General features: G+C 66.0%; 18 protein-coding genes. 9 read left to right on the top strand and 9 right to left on the bottom strand.

Annotated features, from left to right (window positions below; all coding sequences use genetic code 11):
• Positions 1–142: 142 nt before the first annotated feature.
• The 5 genes from VFZ09_RS31320 to VFZ09_RS31300 form a co-directional block, all read right to left on the bottom strand.
• Positions 143–910, bottom strand: a complete 768-nt coding sequence (locus VFZ09_RS31320) for a Hachiman antiphage defense system protein HamA (protein ID WP_329731379.1) — start codon at positions 908–910, stop codon at positions 143–145.
• A gap of 286 nt (positions 911–1,196) precedes the next feature.
• A complete protein-coding gene (locus VFZ09_RS31315) occupies positions 1,197–1,397 on the bottom strand; it encodes a hypothetical protein (RefSeq protein WP_329731378.1) in 201 nt (66 codons plus the stop codon).
• A complete protein-coding gene (locus VFZ09_RS31310; RefSeq protein ID WP_329731377.1) occupies positions 1,394–2,626 on the bottom strand; it encodes a hypothetical protein in 1,233 nt (410 codons plus the stop codon). The genes VFZ09_RS31315 and VFZ09_RS31310 overlap by 4 nt, the downstream gene beginning before the upstream one ends.
• Positions 2,627–2,781: 155 nt before the next feature.
• Positions 2,782–4,521 carry a GMC family oxidoreductase gene (locus VFZ09_RS31305; RefSeq protein ID WP_329731376.1) on the bottom strand — a complete coding sequence of 580 codons (1,740 nt, stop codon included), beginning with the start codon at positions 4,519–4,521 and terminating at the stop codon, positions 2,782–2,784.
• Positions 4,518–5,090 (bottom strand): hypothetical protein, encoded by a 573-nt coding sequence (locus tag VFZ09_RS31300; protein ID WP_329731375.1) that lies wholly within the window; start codon positions 5,088–5,090, stop codon positions 4,518–4,520. The genes VFZ09_RS31305 and VFZ09_RS31300 overlap by 4 nt, the downstream gene beginning before the upstream one ends.
• A 220-nt stretch (positions 5,091–5,310) precedes the next feature.
• Here VFZ09_RS31300 and VFZ09_RS31295 point away from each other — a divergent pair, with 220 nt between their 5' ends.
• Positions 5,311–6,306 carry an SDR family NAD(P)-dependent oxidoreductase gene (locus tag VFZ09_RS31295; RefSeq protein WP_329731374.1) on the top strand — a complete coding sequence of 332 codons (996 nt, stop codon included), beginning with the start codon at positions 5,311–5,313 and terminating at the stop codon, positions 6,304–6,306.
• A gap of 1 nt (position 6,307) precedes the next feature.
• On the opposite strand, the gene VFZ09_RS31290 is transcribed toward VFZ09_RS31295, so the two are convergent.
• Complete coding sequence (locus VFZ09_RS31290) at positions 6,308–7,672, bottom strand: hypothetical protein (protein ID WP_329731373.1); 1,365 nt, start codon at positions 7,670–7,672, stop codon at positions 6,308–6,310.
• A gap of 115 nt (positions 7,673–7,787) precedes the next feature.
• On the opposite strand from VFZ09_RS31290, the gene VFZ09_RS31285 reads away from it, so the two are divergent.
• The 3 genes from VFZ09_RS31285 (at position 7,788) to VFZ09_RS31275 (ending at position 10,884) form a co-directional block, all read left to right on the top strand.
• The gene (locus VFZ09_RS31285; protein WP_329731372.1) at positions 7,788–8,675 is read left to right on the top strand and encodes a hypothetical protein; all 888 of its coding nucleotides are present in this window, start codon (positions 7,788–7,790) and stop codon (positions 8,673–8,675) included.
• Between the two features lie 14 nt (positions 8,676–8,689).
• The gene (locus VFZ09_RS31280; RefSeq protein WP_329731371.1) at positions 8,690–9,592 is read left to right on the top strand and encodes a type VI immunity family protein; all 903 of its coding nucleotides are present in this window, start codon (positions 8,690–8,692) and stop codon (positions 9,590–9,592) included.
• Between the two features lie 116 nt (positions 9,593–9,708).
• The gene (locus VFZ09_RS31275) at positions 9,709–10,884 is read left to right on the top strand and encodes a tRNA-uridine aminocarboxypropyltransferase (RefSeq protein WP_329731370.1); all 1,176 of its coding nucleotides are present in this window, start codon (positions 9,709–9,711) and stop codon (positions 10,882–10,884) included.
• Positions 10,885–10,914: 30 nt separating this feature from the next.
• Here the strand turns inward: VFZ09_RS31275 and VFZ09_RS31270 are convergent, their stop codons facing one another.
• From VFZ09_RS31270 to VFZ09_RS31260, 3 genes are all read right to left on the bottom strand, one after another.
• Positions 10,915–12,000 carry a cytochrome-c peroxidase gene (locus tag VFZ09_RS31270; protein WP_329731369.1) on the bottom strand — a complete coding sequence of 362 codons (1,086 nt, stop codon included), beginning with the start codon at positions 11,998–12,000 and terminating at the stop codon, positions 10,915–10,917.
• Positions 12,001–12,202: 202 nt separating this feature from the next.
• Entirely contained in the window at positions 12,203–12,541 is a 339-nt protein-coding gene (locus VFZ09_RS31265; protein WP_329731368.1) for a TRL-like family protein, read from the bottom strand.
• A gap of 75 nt (positions 12,542–12,616) precedes the next feature.
• Positions 12,617–13,639, bottom strand: coding sequence for an acyltransferase family protein (locus VFZ09_RS31260; RefSeq protein WP_329731380.1), 1,023 nt, complete (start codon positions 13,637–13,639; stop codon positions 12,617–12,619).
• A 176-nt stretch (positions 13,640–13,815) separates the two neighbouring features.
• Between VFZ09_RS31260 and VFZ09_RS31255 the strand changes: the two genes are divergently transcribed.
• The 5 genes from VFZ09_RS31255 (at position 13,816) to VFZ09_RS31235 (ending at position 17,579) form a co-directional block, all read left to right on the top strand.
• Positions 13,816–14,352 (top strand): hypothetical protein, encoded by a 537-nt coding sequence (locus VFZ09_RS31255; RefSeq protein ID WP_329731367.1) that lies wholly within the window; start codon positions 13,816–13,818, stop codon positions 14,350–14,352.
• Positions 14,352–15,482 (top strand): cytochrome-c peroxidase, encoded by a 1,131-nt coding sequence (locus VFZ09_RS31250; RefSeq protein ID WP_329731366.1) that lies wholly within the window; start codon positions 14,352–14,354, stop codon positions 15,480–15,482. The genes VFZ09_RS31255 and VFZ09_RS31250 overlap by 1 nt, the downstream gene beginning before the upstream one ends.
• Positions 15,483–15,523: 41 nt before the next feature.
• Entirely contained in the window at positions 15,524–15,940 is a 417-nt protein-coding gene (locus tag VFZ09_RS31245) for a hypothetical protein (RefSeq protein WP_329731365.1), read from the top strand.
• Positions 15,941–16,115: 175 nt separating this feature from the next.
• The gene (locus VFZ09_RS31240; RefSeq protein ID WP_329731364.1) at positions 16,116–16,991 is read left to right on the top strand and encodes a hypothetical protein; all 876 of its coding nucleotides are present in this window, start codon (positions 16,116–16,118) and stop codon (positions 16,989–16,991) included.
• Between the two features lie 120 nt (positions 16,992–17,111).
• A complete protein-coding gene (locus VFZ09_RS31235; protein WP_329731363.1) occupies positions 17,112–17,579 on the top strand; it encodes a type VI immunity family protein in 468 nt (155 codons plus the stop codon).
• The last annotated feature ends 1,350 nt before the right edge of the window (positions 17,580–18,929 follow it).

The raw sequence follows: 18,929 nt of genomic DNA, 5'->3' as shown, positions 1-18,929 counted from the left end.
TCGCACCCTTTCCAACCGTCCTGCTTGCTACCCGCGCCCCCGGGAGGGCCGACGTCTGTTCTGTGCTCGAAATCGCTCACAAGAGCCCCTGGTTCCTGCTCTCATGCATGAGTTGGGCCAGTTGTCATGAATATGATGGGCCTCATATGGACTCGTAGATTTGGCGAATGAAGTCTTGATGGTCAGTCACCATGATCCCTACCATCTGGCGAGCAATGTCGGATGGACCGGTAGCCGATTGCCCAGAGAGAGAGTGCAGAGGATCATTGGCAGACAGCGTGAATACAAGATGCTTTATGTCTCGACTGGACGGCGTCTCTTCTTGCATTCGATGGAAAATGGCTGCCAAGGTGTCTTCGTTCTTTTCATCCAGTCTGAGTGCGATGAATGCGATAGTGGAGGGATTCGGGCGTCCCTGGTGTCGATCGAGAGCGTCGCAGGCTTCTTGTACGACGGATGGTGTCAGTGCTTGACGGCTTTTCGCTTCACCCTTGAGCACTTGTGGTGAAGGTTGAGTTAGGCTCCGAATTGCTATTACGTCGTCACCACGCATCGCCATCTCGCGATCATCCTTGTAGCGGAGCTTGCGAACGGGAGCGGTATAGTCAGTGAATTGATCTACATACTCAGATGCGAGAATCTCTGCGAGATCGCCAGAGCGTATTCTCTCTGTTTTGGGGAGAACTTGTCGGATTCGTGCAAATGCTTTCGGATACTCGCCCAGTTTCTCGATTCTTCGGATGAGACTAAGATCGTAGAAGTGATCGGCGACAGCAAGGCATAATGCATTCCAAACCACTTCTCGGGTGTTTGCTTTCTCGTAATATACCGAGATATTTGGGGGCGCGTTAGGCAAGTGGCGGTGTTCAGTGAGCCACATCCTAAGGAAATCGGACTCAAGCTTCCGCATCCAGAACCCCCAAAGCAAAGGGCGCCTAACGTCCGGCCCGCAGGTTGGAGAACATCCCCCGTGCAACTGCGGAGAGGTTACCTATGTATTCTGCTGAGTGAAGCTTTTTACATTCCTGGATGGATGATTTTGGACTCGACTATTTGACGATTTTCTGATTGCGGGGACGTAAGGACCTTTGTCGAAGGCATGACCCGTTGAGGTAGCATCGGTCTTTGAATCCAGGTGCGAGAGCTGGGCTCTATAGGCGTAATCAGCCTGCGCTCTCATAATTTGGGCGCAAGACTCATGGCAGAAATGCCTCCGCGAATTTGGTTCCAGTCGCCTCTGCCTCGCCGATGCCCACGAGCCCACCGAGTCTGCCCACGCGCAGCGTTTCACCGGGCTCGGCGCGGAGCACCTCGCTGGCGTGTTGGGCCCGGCGGCCCGTCATCTGGACGGTGCCATCGGGGAGGAAGTCGGAGTCCTGGAGGAGCAGCAGATTCACGGGTGCGGAGTCTCCTGCACCCGGTGTACTTCCTCGACCTTCTTCACGGCCTCGCGGGCCCGCTCGAGGAGCTCCTCGGGCGTGGGGATCCGGGCATTCTCCAGGGGACGAGCGGGGTTCGGGTTCTTGCCCGCCTCGGACGCCGGCTGCGCGGGGGCAGGGGCGCCGGAGAGCAGCGAGTCCGCCAGGTGCTCCCGGGTGCGTTGGACCTCCTCGACCTGCTTCACGGTGTCACGGGCCCGTTGGAGGAGCTCCGCGGGAGAGGCGAGCCGGGCGCTCTCCAGGACCTTCTCGGGACTCGGTTCCTTGTTCTCCACGGGAGGGGGCTGGGATTCCGGGCCGGGCTTGGATGCGGGGGACTCCCCGAGACCCAGCGGGCCCCTCACGGTGAGGAGCTGGGCCTCCACGGGCACGGCCCGGGAGCGGTACGCGTCGGGCACCTCGCTGGACGAGCTCACGAAGTGGACCGTGCCCTTCTCATCCTCGTACCGGTACATACCGGTGGATGCGTTGAAGGCCTGCTTGTCCTCGGGCGCGGCCGGGAAGCCATCCCCGTCGAAGCCGAGGTGGAGCGTGTTTCCGTCCACCATGTCGAGCTCGACGGCCTTCCCATCGGAGGCGTAGCGAGGGGGCGCTCCCGGGAAGCCCCCCAGGCCCTTCACCCAGAGGATGCGGAGGGCGGGCTCGCGCACCTCGAGCGGCGCATGGAGGAGGGCTCCGGCCTTCGCGCCCTTCACGCGCACGCCATGCTCGTGGAGCGTGGCCACCTCCACGTCCTGCCAGCGCGTCCCGGCCCGGAGGGACGCGAGCAGTGGATCGATCACGAGTACCCGCTTGCCGTCCGGAGAGACGAACTTGAGCTGCTCCCGCGTCGCGATGCAGGTGTCCCACTTCCACACGACCTTCCGGTCATCCCACGGCGACGACCATGTCGAGGTACTCGTGCACCGGAGGGCCTTGCCGTCGCGGAACGCGGTCTGCTGGACCTCCGCGTTCCCATCGGCGGAGCGCGCCGACCAGCTCTGTTCGGGCAGCTCCTCCGCCGGAGAAGGCAGTGCCTCGGCGGGTATGGGCTCGGCGGTGGTTGGAGTTTCCGGAAGAGGGGCCTGGGCGTCCGTGTTCTCGCCAGAGCCGGGAGACTGCTCGAGCGCGGCGGTCGGCTCGGGCCGGGCGGGCTGCTGACAGCCGCTCGAGAGCACCACCGCCACCACCAGACTCCTCAATCGCATGCGACCCCTCGGTGCTCCGCGTTCGGAGGCGGGAGCGTACACGAGTCCCGGTGGCGCCCGGAAACCAGGGATGGGTCCGAGGATCCGTGGATGTCCCCTCTCCCTTTGGGAGAGGGCTAGGGTGAGGGTCTTCCCCTCGGAGCCTCTCATCCGCCTCAGGCCGCCTCGGCTCCCGATGGCTCGCGGGTGCCCGGGCGGAGGGAGCGCCGTGCGAGGAGCTGCTCGGCGAAGCGGTCCGAGAGGGCGGCGATGGTGAGCGCGGGGTTGGGACCCACGGGCCCGGGCATCACCGAGCCATCCGCCACGTAGAGTCCGGGGTAGCCGAACACCTCGCCGTGGGCATCGACGACGCCCTCGTACTCGTGGCGCCCCATCGCGCAGCCGCCGAGCGGGTGCACGGTGAGGACCTGGCCCAGGTACCCGAGCGGGTTGTGCACCAGCTCGCCCTCGAGCGCCGTGGCGATCTCCTTCATGGCTCCGCGCAGCCGCCGGAAGTACCCGGCCGAGCCGCCGCGAGGGCTCCAGTCCAGGTCCAGCGTTCCATGGCGCGTGAGCCGCAGCCTGCCATCGGGGATGTCCCGGCCCATGCCGAGCAGCGCCATCGACGTGGCCGAGTCCAGGCCGGGACCGAGCGCCTCGGCGAGCTGCGCGCCGATGTCGCTCCTGCGCTCGGTGCGTGCCCACTCCCTGGCCAGCCGCCCGGCGAGCTTGAGCGAGCGCAACATCAGCGGCAGGGGGTTGCGCGACTCGTACAGCCAGTTGAGCCACTCCGGGTGGCCGGCGTCCTGGATGTAGAAGCCTCGTCCGTTGCCGCCTTCGAGTGCGTCGCGGACGCGGATGGCGCTGGTGATGACGGGGCCGTTGCTCCCATCGAGCACCCGAGGCCGGGAGGTGCCGGAAGCACTGTCCTTGCTGCCCAGGAGGAAGGCCAGCAGGTCGCCGTTGGCGGAGAAGCGCAGGCCGAGCTGCCGGCTGAGGCGGGGGAAGGAGTGACGGTTGCGCAGCAGCAACTGGTTGGTCCCGAAGGTGCCGGCCGCGAGGATGAGCCGGTCCGCGGTGACGAGGTGCCGGCGAGGCTCGCGCGGGAGCGGCTCGCCCTCGGTGACGCCGCTGTAGTCCACGTACTCGACGGCGTAGCCACCGCCCGCGTCCGGACGGAAGACCTTCACCTCGCACCGGGGGCGGAGCTCGGCGCCCAGGCGCTTCGCGGCGGACAGGTACGTGTAGTCCAGCGAGTTCTTGCTGCCGTAGTTGCAGCCGAGGTTGCACTCCCCGCACATGCGGCAGGTGAGGCGCGTGCGGCCGTGCAGGTTCGGCGAGGACTCGAGGATGGGCTCGCCCGGGACGGGCCGCTGCCCCGGGTTGCCGAAGGTCACGCCCAGCTTCGGGAGGAACCACTCGTACCCCAGCCGCTCGGCGGCCTGCTGCATCGCCTGTGTCTTGGGCGTGGAGCGGTAGGGCTCGTGCTCGAAGGGGAAGCGCTGCGCCTTCAGCATCGCCTCCACCCGGTCGTAGTGGGCCTCCAGCTCCTGGCGGGTGACGGGCCAGTGCTCGTAGCCGCCGGAGGTCCGGTCCTCCCGGACGAAGGTATGCTCGTCCTTGCGGATGAGCACGTTGGCGTAGAGGAGCGAGCCGCCGCCCAGCCCGCTGGCCACCACGCTGCCCAACCACCGGAAGGACCAGATGTTGAAGAGCCCGTGGAGGCCCTGGCCCGGGTCCCAGAAGCCATGGCGGATCTCCCGGGGGCTGCGAGGGAAGGAGCCCGGCGGGTACACCTTGCCCCGCTCGAGCAGACACACGCGCAGGCCCGCCTCGGCCAGCCGGTAGGCCATCACCGAGCCGCCGAAACCGGAGCCGACGATGAGGGCGTCGAAGTGCTCGGGGCGCGCGGTCATGCGTACAACTCCCAGAGGTTGCCGAGGAAGAACCGGCCGAAGCGCACCAGCGCCTGGGGACCACTCCCGGGCGAGCGCATGCTGGCCATGAGCCTGAGCAACTCGCGGACGCCGACCGAGAGCACCCCCGCGGCCACCACCGGGCCGCGCTCGTCGTGGCCCTCGTGCAGGGTGGTGAGCAGCCGGGTCGTGTCCATCCAGAGGTCTGGCCCCGGGTCATCCCGGAGGAACTTGGTGCCGGACAGGAAGTACGTGCGTTCCTCGTGCTCGAAGCGGGCGTCGTAGTGCATCAGCCGCATGAGCGGATCGTCCGAGGGGGAGAAGAGCTGGAAGTGGCCCTCGTGGATGGGGAGGTACTTGGAGAGGGGAGGGAAGGAGAGGTGTCCGCCCAACCAGGCCACGTGCTCGGGATCCAGGAGGAAGTCCTCCAGGGAGTCGATGCGGATGGTGGCGTGGAGGGACAGGCGCGTGGTGCGGCCGTGGCGCGCGGGGGGCCCGGCGTCCCGGTTGCCCAGGGCCATGGGGCCGCACAGCGTCTCGTGGAAGAGCAGGTCGGGGGCGAAGGGCATGAGGGGTTCCTCTCGAGGGCCGCGGTGGGCCGCGTCCCCCTCTTGTTCTGAGTGGGGAAGCAGGGGCTGTGATGAGCGCGGGAAGGGCGGGAGTGGACGCCCGTACCGGGGCGCCGCATGCTCCCTGGCAGAGCGGGCCGAGCGGCATGCGCCGCCGTCACACCGCGAGACAGGCGCCTCCTCGTCCTGAGGAGGTGGTGCCAGAGAGGGCAGGAAGACGATGAATGTGCTGGTAACGGGGGCCACGGGCCTCGTTGGGAACGCCATGGCCCGGCGGCTGCTGGAGCGGGGACACCGGGTGCGCGCGTTGGTGAGGGAGCCGGAGCGGGCCGCGCGGGTGCTCCCGGCGGGCGTGGAGTTGGTGCGTGGGGATGTGACGGCGCCGGACTCGTTGCCGGCGGCCGTGCGGGACGTGGAGTGGCTGTTCCACGCGGCGGGGATGCCCGAGCAGTGGCAGCCGGATGAGCGCATCTTCGACCGGGTGAACCGCCAGGGCACGGTGAACGTGCTGCGGGCCGCGCTCGCCGGGCGGGTGAAGCGGGTGGTGTACACCTCGACGATGGATGTCTTCGCCGCGCCGAGTGGGGGCACGCTGGTGGAGACGAACCTGGACACGGCGCCGAAGCCCACGGCCTACGAGCGCTCGAAACAGGCCGCGGAGCGGGAGGCGGAGGAGCTCCGGCGCGAGGGGCTCGAGCTCGTGTATGTGAATCCAGGCGCGGTGTACGGGCCGTCTCCGGTGCATGTGGGGCTCAACTCGTTGTTCCTCCAGGTGCTCAACCGGACGGCGCCGGCCCTGCCGCCCGGGGGAATGCCGGTGGCGTACGTGGACGGGGTGGCGGACGCGCACCTCGCGGCGGCCGAGCGCGGTGTCCCGGGCGAGCGCTACCTGGTGGCCGACATGCACGTGAGCAACGCGGAGCTGGCGCGGGAGATCCTCCGGGTGGAAGGATTGGGAGCCCGGGTGCCGCCCAGCCTGCCCGCGGGGGTGATGAAGCTGCTCGCCGTGGCCTCCGCGCCCCTGGCGAGGATGTTTGGCTTCACACCGCTCATCGCGTCGGGGCAGTTGTCCTTCCTGCTGTGGGACGTGCGCGTGGATGCGAGCAAGGCCCAGCGTGAGCTGGGCTTCAAGCCAACGCCGCTCGCCGAGGGCGTGGAGAAGACCGTGGCCTTCCTGCGGGAGCAGGGGCTCGTCAAAGCAAGACAGCCACGGTAGCTCAGGGCAGCTGGCCCCTGCCCGCGAAGGCTTGCATCCACGCGAGCTCGTTCCGGGCCCGGTGCTCGCAGGACTCCTCGCGCAGCGGGCCGATGGGCCAACGGTCATAGGCCGCCTTCTTCACGGCATCCTCCCAGTTGCCCAGTTGAATCCAGGCGGCGATGCACTCCTCGCGGGTGGGGACGTGCTGCATCAGCTCGGAGCCGAACATCTGGAGCCGCAGCCCCATCTCCAGCTCCAGACGGGAGCGCTGCTCACGCAGGCGCGCTCCCACTTGGTACAGAAGCCGTCCCAGCCATCGCAGCTCGTCCTCGGTCAGGTGCGCCTTGCTGGCCCTGGCACGCTGCAGGAGCCACGTGCCATGGGACGTGGCCTGGGCCATGCACGTCAGCACCCAGGCATGGTGGGCGGGGCCATGCAGCATGTCCGTATGCACTCGCATCTCCCGGAAGACCTCCTCGCTGGAGGGCTGCTTCCACTCGCGCAGCACGGCGAGTGTCTCGAGTGCCTCCAACTCCCGCCGCTCGAAGGGCGCCGAGCGCGAGGTGCCCGACAGGAAGGGGACGAGGGCGAGCTGGAGGGTACGGGGCGTGGGCCCCGCGAGCTGGCCGAGCCGCTCCTCCACCGAGGCCAGACAGGCCTGGCGGAGTGGCGCCTCGTCTTCGAGGGAGAGCAGTTGTTCGCGCAGGGCCAGGAGCAGGGGCACCGACTGGGAGGAGAGAACCTGCTCGCGCATCCACGATTCCCGGCCCTTCGCCGAGTCTGGAGACAGGACCCCGATGGGGAAGAGCCAGTCCTCGCCAGGCGGGAGCCAGGTGATTTGGTTTGAATTGAGGTGATTCCACTCGATGGGAGCGGGGAGCAGGGGGCTCTTGCGGAAATCCGGCTGTCCGAGGGCCTTCCAGGAGTCGAAGAAGGCATGGCGCCAATCGGCCGCGCGAGGTTGGCGATCAGCGAATTCCAACAACAGACGTGCCTCTGGAGTGTCTCGGAGGGAGGGCGCCGTGAGGTCCTCCCGCACCAGGTCCCACCGGTTTTCCTGCATGCACCAACAGGCCCTCACCAACCGGGCTGGCGCGGAGGACGGATACACCTCGAGTGCTAGGTTCGCGGTGATGCTGGCGCTCGGGTGGCCCGCGAAAGAATACCAGGCGGCCTCCTGGGCCAGCTCCGCGGCGCGGGCTTCCGGGCTCTTGCTGTGTTTCTCGGGTCCCCCTTTCAGGACGCGCCCTCCCTCGACTTCCCACCCGTCCTCCGGCCCCAGTTCCTCCTCTTGCATGCGCCGCTCGCGCTCGTCGAGCCACCGGAATGTGGCCCAGCCACCACCCATCGCGGCGGGCACCAGTCCCAGGGCCCAGCGGAGCAATCGGCGGCGAGGCCATCGTCGTGTTCCCGCGCCAGCCTCCTGCGGAGGCGTCCCAAGCTCTGGACGCTCCTGTCCGTCCCCGGTCGATGTGCTCATGGTGTCGCTTCAAGCTACCATGGGTTTCATGCTCCTTCGCGCGAAGAGCAGGCTTCTCTCGGGTCTGGTCCTCCTGGCCGTCCACAAGGCGGGATGCCTTTCGGAACTGGACTCGGTGGAGGTGGTGGGGGAGTGCGGTCCACGGGATCTGACGCCCGAGTGCTGCCTCAAGAAGAACCCCGGCCAGTGGGAACAGTGCACCGGGTCATCCGAAATGGCGCAGGTGGCCGAGACGGCACAGCGCTCCGTCTCCACCGCCATGAAGATCACCGCTGGCGCCACGGTGGTGGCCATGACAGGGGCGATGATGCCCCAGATCAACTCAGCCGAGCGCAGGGGCGTGGCCCTGGCCACGGACCTGCTCGCGAAGGTGGAGCGGGCCATCGAGCAGTGTGTGCGACGGGCGGACCAGAAGGTCAACGACTACCACTTCAACGGCCGGAGCCCGAGCTGGGAAATCTGCCAGCAGGTGAAGGTGGGCGAGAAGACGACGTGGGCCGCGTACCTGGGGCTCTTCAAGCACGAGGAGTCCTGGCCGTGCCTGCGCGAGGCGTTGGACAAGCTGCTACCCAAGCGCTACCTGCTCCATCCTCGCTTTCAACTCGAAGAGTGGACTGGGACGTGGAAATTCTTGAATGAAGAGCAGGTGAAGCAGATTGTGTTGAAGCATGGCTGGAAGGGACTGTTGGGCACCATCGAGCCGGATATCGTCCTCATGGACGAGAAGGGCTTCATCGTCCAGGTGTACGATCTCAAGTTTCCTTGTCCCGAGACCAACAACGCACGATGGGAGAGGTACAAGGGGGGGCGTTGGGATGATGAGATGCAGGGTGGGGTCTATATGCGTGCAACTCGAGTAAAGCCACGGCTGGTCTCTCCACGGCAGGGAGTCGTACGAGAGGATTAGGAGAAACACTGTCCATGCGATACCCGAGATTGCGGCACTACTCCGAGCACGGCCGGTTGGTCGCGAGCGGTGCCTTGCTCATGACCTTCTACATGCAGCACCCCAACGAGCGAATCGCTCCCGCCGTCCTGCGGGCTCTCCAAATCATTCGTGAATGGATACATCCCCACCAACTCGCCTGGTATGATGCGGGTGAGGGACAACTCGATCCACTCGACGACTCCGGATGGGAAAGGCTTCGCATGCGAACATTGAAGCCGGAGCCAGACATGTCGGCCTATCTGGTGTTGGATGGCCAATCCACGGAAGTGGATGATCTGCGTGTGCACTATAGAGGGTTGGATGTCTGGCCCTCTCCCTGGCCAGAGCAAAAGGACGGTGTGAGCGTCCTGTATGTGCGGCTACCCACGGCGTTCCTGGTGGAACGGGGCGCGGACCGGGTCCGAGCCCTGGCCCTCGAACTGGCTGCGGAACTCCCCTTCAACTCGGGGTATGTGGACTTCGTCCTGTGTTCGGACGGCTGGCATTTTGGCGAGGCCCTCCCGCTCATCCAACCGCGCTATCCGGGAGTGCACCTCGCCTCGAGCAGGGCGAGCCTTCGCATGAATACCTGGGTGGATGGGGTGCACTGGATGAACTTCCTCGGGGAGCCCGTGCTCGGGAAGCTCGGCGGCGTGCCCGGTCTGCGCGCGCACCTGGGACTCCCGGGAATCACCCTCCAGGAGATGCGCGGAGACCGGGTGCTCATCACCCTGGGAGCGCAACCAGAGGTCGGGGACGTGGAGGCGGGCCAGACACTTCCCCTGCACCGCGCGCTCGCCCGGATCCTCGCGCCCTATCTGTATCGCAGTGACATGGATGACTTCTACCCGGCCACCGAGGACATGCTCCGCTGGGAGCGCCGCTTCCTGGACTGACCGAGCCCCCATCTCCCCCGTCCCCCTCCAGGCAGCCGGGCACACCGGGCCTCCCGGGCCCACCTTCTCGCCGCCAGTCCTTGCCGGCCCCCCCGGGGTCCCGTTAAAGCGGCGGGGTGCGCTCCCTCTGTCTCCGCTGCCTGCGTCCCCAGTCCACGTGCTATTGCGCGCGCGTGCCCCAGGTGGACTCGCGCACGCGCGTCGTCTTCCTGCAGCACCCCCGTGAGCGGCGGGTGGCCATCGGCACGGCCCGCATGGCGCACCTGTCCCTTCCCAACTCCGAGCTCCACGTGGGCGTGGACTTCTCCGGCCATGCCCGGCTCGAGGCGCTCGCCGCCCACCCCGAGCGCGTCGCCGTCCTCTTCCCGGGCGAGGAGGCCATCCCCCTCGAGGAGGCGCGCCTCCACCCTCCCGAGACGCTCATCGTCGTGGACGGCACCTGGCCCCTGGCGCGCAAGCTGGTGAAGACGAACCCGCTCCTGGCTGGCCTGCCGCGCATCGGCTTCGTCCCGCGCCGCCCGAGCAACTACCGCATCCGCGCCGAGCCGGCCGAGCACTGCGTCTCCACCATCGAGGCCGTGGTGGAGGTGCTGGGCGCCCTCGAGGGCCACCAGGAGCGCTTCGACACCCTGCTCAACCCCTTCGAGTTCATGGTGGACACGCAGCTGGACCGCCAGGACAGCCGGACGGAGCCGCCTCGCCGGCGCCTCTACAAGTCCGCGTGGCAGCCGCCGCTGGAGCTGCGCACCCTCGCGGAGAACTTCGAGCACCTCGTGCTGCTCTACGCCGAGGCCAACGCCCACCCCGCGGAGCAGGCCCTGCCCTCGGAGCTGGTGCACCTCGTGGCCCTGCGCCCGGCCACGGGAGAGCGCTTCCATGCCGTGCTCGCCCCGCGCCAGCCGCTGGCGCGCAGCACGTGTCTGCACGTGGAATTGCCGGAGGAGACGCTCCGGGCGGGCGAGCCGCTGGAGTCGGGACTCGCGCGCTTCCAGGCCTTCCTGCGCCCGGGCGACAAGCTCGCGGTGTGGACGACGTTCGCGTTGGAGCTGCTGCGCCGCGACGGCTTCCCCGTGCCCGAGGCGCTCAACGTGCGGCTCGCGTGCGCGCGGGCGCTCAAGAGCAAGCCTGGGGGGGTGGAGCACGGGGCGGAGCTGTTGGGCTCGCGGCTTCCCGAGCAGTGGGCTCCGGGGCGCGCCGGGCGGCGCATCGTGGCCCTGGAGGCGGTGGTCCGGGCCCTCGACGAGCGCGGCCGGGCCACCGAGCCTCCGTCCCGGCAGCGGATGGCGTCGTAGCCACCCCCGCCGGGCGGGTGCTTCACGGGATTACGACGGATCCGGCTTCGGCGTCTTCGGGCCGCTGGCCGGCAGCTTCGGTTTGGCGATGTAGCTCTTGGGCAGCTCGCCGGTGAGCGAGTCGAGGAACGTCACGATGTGCTTCGTGTCCTCGTCGCTGATCTGCTTGCCGAACTGGTGCTGGGCCATGAGCTTCACGGCCGTCTGCAGGTCCTTCACCGAGCCGTCGTGGAAGTAGGGCGCCGTCTTGGTCACGTTGCGCAGGGTGGGGACGCGGAAGATCATCCGGTCCGACTCCTTCTTCGTGAGATCGAAGCGGCCCTGGTCCTTGGACGGGTAGGGCATCACCAGGCCCAGCTTCTGCAGCGAGCCGCCGATGGCGGGGCCGTTGTGGCAGGTCTGGCAGCCCTGCTCCAGGTACTTCTTCAGGCCCATCTTCTCCGCGTCGTTGAGGGCGGTCTCGTCACCGGCCAGGTACTTGTCGAAGCGCGAGGGCGTGACGAGCTGGCGCTCGAAGGCGCCGATGGCCAGGCCCACGTTGTTGTACGTCACCGGGTCGGCCTCGCCCGGGAAGGCCTTCTGGAAGGCCGTCACGTAGCCGGGGATGGACTTGAGCGTCTCGATGACGCGCGCCTCGCTGGGCATGGCCATCTCGACGGGGTTGAGGATGGGGCCCTTGGCCTGCTCCTCGAGGTTGGGGGCGCGGCCATCCCAGAACTGCAGGACGTGGCCACCGGCGTTGTACACGGTGGGCGAGTTGCGGCCGCCCAGCTGCTTCTTGTGGCCCGGCGAGAAGGGCTTGCCATCCACGCCGTACTTGTTCAGGTCGTGGCAGCTGTTGCAGGACACGTCATGGTTCTTCGAGAGGCGGTTCTCGAAGTACAGCATGCGCCCCAGCTCCACCTTCTCCGGGGTGATGGGGTTCTTGGGGTCCTCGAAACGGGCCGGCAGCGCCTTGAAGACGGTGAGCAGGGCGCGGTCGATGACGGCCTTCTGGGTGGCTGCGGGAGCGGCCGGAGCGGCCGGAGCGGCCGGCCTGGCCGCCTGCGCGAAGGCAGCGGCGCCCGCGGTCGCGGCGACCAGGAGGAGGGGTCGAACGAAGGTCTTGAGTTTCATGGGGTCTGCTCTCTCACTGAGCTCCACGGCCAGGACCCCTTCGGGTCCGGGTGGGGGAGTGGGCCGGAAGCCCATGAAAGGTAGCAGCCTCGGGGCCTGGGGGAAACGCGGTGCGGCATGACGCCCCGGGGCAAGGACCCTCGGCCGGGCGGGACGCCGCGTCCCTCGGCCTCGTGGGCGGGGACGCGGCACCGGGGAATTGCTACTCGCCGTAAACGATGGCGCAGTACTTGGCGTAGAAGCCGAGGATGTTCTCGAAGCGGTAGTCGATGTGGGTGACGCGGTTGATGTTGGCCTTGCGGGCCGTCTCGTGCACGCCGGCGTCGCCGGTGGTGATGAGGCCGAGGATGGACGTCACACAGCCCTCGCCGGACTTGGAGCCCAGCTTGGTCTGCTCGTTCACGAAGTTGTTACCAGTGGTGTTGGTGTACAGGCTGGAGAAGCCGATGGCGCCAGGGAAGGCGATGCCCGCGCAACCGGAGAGGCCCGTGGTGGCAACGCAGAGGACGGCAACGGCGGACAGCTTGCGCAACAGGTGCATGTTTCCTCGCTTGGACTGCCTGGGAGTGAAGCGGTACGGCATGTACCCGTGCTCCGGGTGGAAGTAAATCCCCTGTCAGATGCGCTGGCCGGAGCGGAGGCCGGTGTTGCTCATGGGGACGGGGCGGGCGCGCCACGTCGTGGAGTCGGAGGCGGAGCGCTGCTCGCCGCGCACCACCTGCCAGAGGCGGGCGATGGCGAAGCACACCGCGAGCAGCCCGAGGCCCACGCCCAGGGCGGGCAGCAGGCCGAGGGTGGGGCCCACGCGTCCGGCGAGGCCCGCCGTCCCCGCCCAGCCGTACACCACCGGCAGGTGCAGCACGTAGAGCCAGAGGGAGGAGCGGCCCAGGGGGGCCAGCAGCCCGGAGAGGAAGCGGGGCACCAGGTTGATGGCGCCCAGCACCAGCAGACCCTGGCCCACGCGGAAGCCCACGAGCCAGGCGCTGGTGGGGCTCCAGTCCGAGGGCAGCCGGCGCGTCAGCAGCAGCAGGCCCCCGCCGAGCGCCAGCAGGGCGAGGCCCTGGGGCCAGCCGGGCCGCAGCAGGCGCAGCAGGTGGGCCGCGAGCGCCCCGGCGAAGAAGAAGCCCGCCCAGGGGAAGAGGGGGAAGCGCGCGCCCGGCATGCCCACCGCCTGGCGCAGCTCCACGGGCCAGCCCGTGGCGGCGCTCCACATCCAGGTGCTCGCCAGGGGGATGCCCACGGCGAGCACGGCGAGCACCACGGCCCGCGTCCAGGTGCCGCGCGCCAGCACCAGCACCGCCGCGCCCACCAGCAGGCTCACCGCGATGCTCTGCAGGGCGTCGAAGGTGAAGACGAGCGAGCGCACCGGCTCGCCCCAGCCGAGCGCATGCACGGTGTCCCAGCCCGGCCAGTGCACCAGGTAGCCGAGGAAGAGCAGCAGCAGCGCGCGCCGCGCCCGGCGGCCGAAGGACTGGCCCGCGCTCTCCTGCGAGGTGCCGAGCGCCGCCACCACCGCGAAGCCGGCCACCAGCAGGAAGAGGGGCGCGGTGATGCCGCGCAGCTCCCAGTACCGCTGCACCCACGCGTTGGCGCGCATCTCCGGCGCGAGCAGCGCGTCCAGCGTGTGCCCCAACACCATCGCCACCACGGCCAAACCTCGTGCGCCGTCGAGTCCGGGATGACGGGACGAGGGCTTGCGGAGGTCGAAGAGGGAGGTACCGGGACGGGTCACGGATCGTGAGCATACGTGCAAGCGGGCCGCGCGTCTCGAAATCGGACGCCGGGCGCTGACGCGGGGCCCTCCGGGGTGGTGTCATGGCACGTCCTATGACCGCCCGTGAAACCCTCCTGGCCGTGTTGTGTCTGTCGTTGCTCGTCCCCCTCTCCGCCCGGGGCGAGGAGCCCGAGATTCCCGCCCTGGACGACTGGTTCGGGCAGGACAAGGCGCTGCACTACGGCGTCAGCGTGGGCCTGGCCGGCGCGGGGTATGCCGGGGGCGCGCTGCTCTTCGAGGCCCCCGAGGCGCGGTGGCTCACCGGCGCGGGCGTGGCGCTCGGCGCGGGGGTGGCGAAGGAACTCTACGACGCGGGGCGCGGCAGCTTCTTCTCCTTCAAGGACCTGACGTGGGACGTGCTGGGGACGGCCACCGGGCTGGGCCTGTCCTGGGCGGTGGATCGGCTCTTCTTCCAGCGCGATGGCGGGGCGCCCACCGAGCAGGGGAGCGGGGGAGGGCTGGCGGGCGGGAGGAGGCCCCTGCTGACGATGTCGGTGAGCGCGGGGGGTCATCCCCAAGGGGGGCCGGGTGATGGTAGGAATGGCTCGGTCATGCTCCTCCTGGGAGGTTGTTGGTGATGATGCGGAATCGGCTCTTGCTCGGCGTCGGATTGGTATCCCTGGGCGCCTTCTCTTCCTCGTGCAGCAAGGAGTCCCCTCCGCCCGAGTCCAAGCCCACCACCGCCGCGGCGGCCCCGGCGCCCGCGCCAGAGCCCGCGCCGGTACCCGCGGAGCCGCCGAAGCCGAAGATGAGCCACGAGAAGCTCGTCTCCTTCTTCCGCCCGTCCGCCGCCGTGAAGGCCGAGACGCCGCGGGACACCGCGTCACAGATCGCCCTGGGGCGCCTGCTCTTCTTCGAGAACCGCCTGTCGAAGAACCACGACATCTCGTGCAACAGCTGCCATGACCTGGCCACCTTCGGCGTGGACGGCAAGCCCACCTCCGAGGGGCACAAGGGCCAGAAGGGCACGCGCAACGCGCCCACCGTGTTCCACGCCGCGGGCCACATCGCGCAGTTCTGGGATGGCCGCGCCGCGACGCTCGAGGAGCAGGCCGCGGGGCCGATGATGAACCCGGTGGAGATGGCCATGCCGGACGAGAAGCGCGTGCTGGCCACGCTCAACTCCATTCCGCAGTACGTGAAGGGCTTCAAGGAGGCCTTCCCCGGCCAGAGGAAGCCGGTGAGCGTGATGAACGCCGCGCGGGCCATCGCCGCCTTCGAGCGCAAGCTCCTCACCACGTCGCGCTTCGACAAGTTCCTCGCGGGGGACGAGAGCGCCCTCACCGAGCAGGAGCGGCGCGGGCTGGAGCTGTTCGCCGCCTCGGGCTGCACCACGTGCCACAACGGCCCGTCGGTGGGCGGCACCTCCTTCCAGAAGCTGGGCCTCATCGAGGAGTACCCCACCGGGGACAAGGGCCGCTTCGAGGTGACGAAGAACGAGGAGGATCTGCACAAGTTCCGCGTGCCCACGCTGCGCAACGTGGAGAAGACGGGCCCCTGGTTCCACGATGGCTCGGTGAAGGAGCTGCCCCAGGCGGTGCGGCTGATGGCCAGGCACCAGCTGGGCATGACCTTCAGTGACGCCGAGGTGGACGACATCGTGGCCTTCTTGAAGAGCCTGACGGGCGAGCTGCCCGGGCCCGAGGTGCTCGCGCCGCCCACGTTGCCGCCGAGCTCGAGGAGCACCCCGAAGCCGGATCCGACGTAAAGGCTCGCCTCCCGGCCTGGGGGGCGCTAGGAAGCGCGGCCATGAAAATGCTCTATTACGCCCACTCCGGGCTGCGCTACCTCGTGCTGCTGATGGGGCTGATCGCCGTCGCGTACTTCGCCTTCGGGCTCATCACGAAGCGGCCCGTGGACAAGTCCGTGCGCATCATCGGCTCCAGCTTCGCTGGCCTCCTCGACACGCAGATCCTCCTGGGGATCATCCTGCTGGGCGTGCTGCCGGGTTCGGGTTGGCAGTTCTACCCGGCGTTCTGGGGCCACCTGGTGATGATGCTGGCGGCGGCGGGCCTCGCGCACGCGCTGCTGGTGATCAACCGCAAGCGCCCCAACCCCGGCTACCTGCTGCCGCTCATCGGCGTGGGCGGGGCGCTGCTGCTCATCATCGGCGGCATCCTGTCCATCGGCCGGAGCCTGATGGCCAGCACCCCCATCGGCGGGTGAATTGGATGCGGCGGTGCACCTGCCGCTGCTCCAATCCTGTTTGATGTGCTGCCATCAAATTTGAACATCATTCAACTTGTCGCAACCACACCCTGAAGTGGGCTGTTTAGATTGGCTCACTTCAGGGTTTTCTTCTGTGGTGGGCTACATTTGAATTCGTTCGTAGGGCATATCCATGGATGCGCTCCTAGATACTTCATCCCTCAGTGCGGCGATTGATAATGACAAGGCGGTAGCTGCATTCACAGGATTGGTACGTCGCAGTAAGATGCGCTTTCTAATTGCCCGAGAAGCGCTTGATGAGGCATTTGCTGGTGTTTCCGGAGAGAAACTCGTCCAGAAGGCACTGCGGCTTGAGCGTCTCTTTGCCAGCCTTGGATCCGCAATTGACGTTGCGGAACTAGGCAATGTGATCTGCATGTTAGAGGCTAAGGGTCGAATTGCCTCGACGCCATTGCTGAATATTCAGGAGCGTAAAGAAATTGCTCGTGAGCTTGCTGTGATAAAGGCAGGAGGGAGTGCTCTTTCTGTCTTGAAAAAAGCGTCAACAAGAGTTGGTGAATACAAAGCAGAGACTCGCGATGTCTGGAAAGGAGCAATCGAGGAAGGGATGCAGAAGTACCGCGCTAAGAAGTGGTCTGCCCGGGAACTGGGTGAGTCGCTTCTGAACTTTGGTCCAGAACATATTGATACTACTGTGTTGATGGGTGTCCTGACGCAGTCGATGGGGTTGCCTCCTACTGAATGTGTCTGGGTTCTGAGAAGAACTGAGCGTTACAAATCGCTGCGTGCGTACTTGGCAATGGCTCAAGTGTTGATTCTCGGGAGTAGTGTTCCTGCCGATCTCATCAGCCAACATCCACTACTGCGTAGGCTTAAGTATCACCCAAATCATCACATGGACATGATGATTGCATCCTCGGCTGCTTATGCTGACTTCTTTGTCACTGAGGACAAGAATCTGACAGAACTCTGTCGGTTTTTGCGAAATAGGGGTTGTCTTGGATTTAGATCCTGCTCGCTCAGTGCGCTTGAGTATCACATTCGTTAATGAGCACTTGAGAGACTGTCTGGCTGTCGGCCGGAGTTTGGTGGGCATTACCCCATTCGTCGGCTGTGCAAGGAGTCATTTGGAGGAGAGATGACCCGCTCCCCAGCTTGGAGTCCAGCGATGAGTGAACACTCTCCTCGCATCCGTCGCTACCAGCTCTTCAAGGATGGTGAACGCTCTCTGTTCCTCCCCGAGTGCATCAGTATCGCCTTCTACATGCGGTGCTCCCACGAGGAGATTGTTCAGGCCGTGTGGCGTGCTGTGGAGGTCTACCGCCACGCGGTAGGGCCACAAGATCTCGGCTGGTATGCCGACGATGAGGGCGAATGGCAGGAACTTGATGACAACGGTTGGGAGTTCAACCGGCGGAAGGTGCTTGAGCGTGTGGGCGGCACCATTTGCTTGGCGGAAAGCGCGGAAGAGGTTGCTGGCCATGAGGTTCGCTACCACGGTCGGCAGTTCGACCACCCCCATTTCCCTCCCGGTCCGGAGGCGACGAGTTCGATTGCGTTCTACCTCCCTACGGAATACCTGGAGGAGTACGGCCTGTCTTTATGTGTAGTGGTTCGTGCTTTGGATTCTGATTAAGATTGTTGTGGTTGGAGTGTGCAGTGTGATCCGAAGCACGGTAAGTTGGGAGGAGTTGCTTGGGGGCTGCCAACGAGTGCATGCCCGTTTGGGGTATAGAGCGTATAGACCCAGCCAGCGCTTGCGTGAGCAGTGATTGCACGGCTGTTTGGGTGGTGGTAACTGTTTCCTCGCCCGTGTGAATATACGATGCTGTGATTTGGTTGGGCTCGAGGTGGTCGGAGCGCGTTTTGGTGCCCGCCATGATGGCTGGCAACTACTCCTACGAGTTGTGATGGGACGCGGGGGATTCTTCGGTAATTTGCATCACCGCATAGGAGGATGGAACGCTGTGCTGTGTTATCCCCAAGATGCACTATCAAGGCTAGCCCCGAGTCGTTTCGGGTGCTGCCTTTGCAGTGGACTAGGTCAAGATGTCCTGTTGAGACGTGTGTTAGGGCGCTAGGCCAAAAGTGAAGGTTGTTGCCAAGTTGGCGAGCGAATTGAGTGTGACTCATGCCCATTCTTTGGCGTGGGGCAATCCAGTTTAGACCCTGGGCTTCGTTGTGCCTGTTCGCGGAGATCCAGTGATCCATGTCCCAATGGGAAAGAATGATGACTGGGTTCTGTGAGAAGCAGAACCCAATGTTGTTTGGATAAGTGGGGGTGTTTTGGAGGCACCCTCCACCGAAGTCATAATAAATGATGGGTTGCCCGTGAGAATTGCAGATTGCGTTGCAGTTTCCCTGGCCGACATTGTATGCGGCAACCCATGAAAGGTCTGTGCTGTGCATCATTAGACGACCGGTCAGTTCGTCTGGATCGGCCTCGGGAATGTCATCAAGGCTTGTGGCCAATATCAACGTATGTGCCAGCTTGCTTCGATGATCGATGTGCTCTATGTCTTTGACGGGAGCCGGAACTGCATCGTTGTACAGTGGTGCCCGGAAACGATACGCTGGAATACCTTTTGGCCCGATTGTTAGTCTATACCAGCGGTCTTCCTGCAAGCGCCGTCCCTGTAGTCCAGGGAACAGGCGGGATTCCGAATTGGGAGCCTCTATGGGTGCTTCCAATTCTATGATTGCAGTGGGTATATTTCGCTGAATATCCGGGAGATTGTTTCCGTACTTTGATATTTTATCAAGATATTCGGCTGGGAACGCATCGAAGCGAACTCGGAGAGTATTCTCAATCAGTTCGATAGAGTCCGTGAACGCGAAGAAATCAGGGTCTTCGGTACGTCGAGTGGGCAGGAGCGCGGACCCGAAGCCGTGCGCATGGGGAGGACTTGGGGTTCAAGGGCGTGTGGAGCCGAGCGATGGCCATGGGACGCGAGTCCCCGCGAGAGCTCGAGGCATGAATGAGACA

This window comes from Archangium sp. (assembly GCF_036277355.1).
Lineage (GTDB): Bacteria > Myxococcota > Myxococcia > Myxococcales > Myxococcaceae > Archangium.
This window is presented reverse-complemented; position numbering and strand designations above follow the sequence as displayed.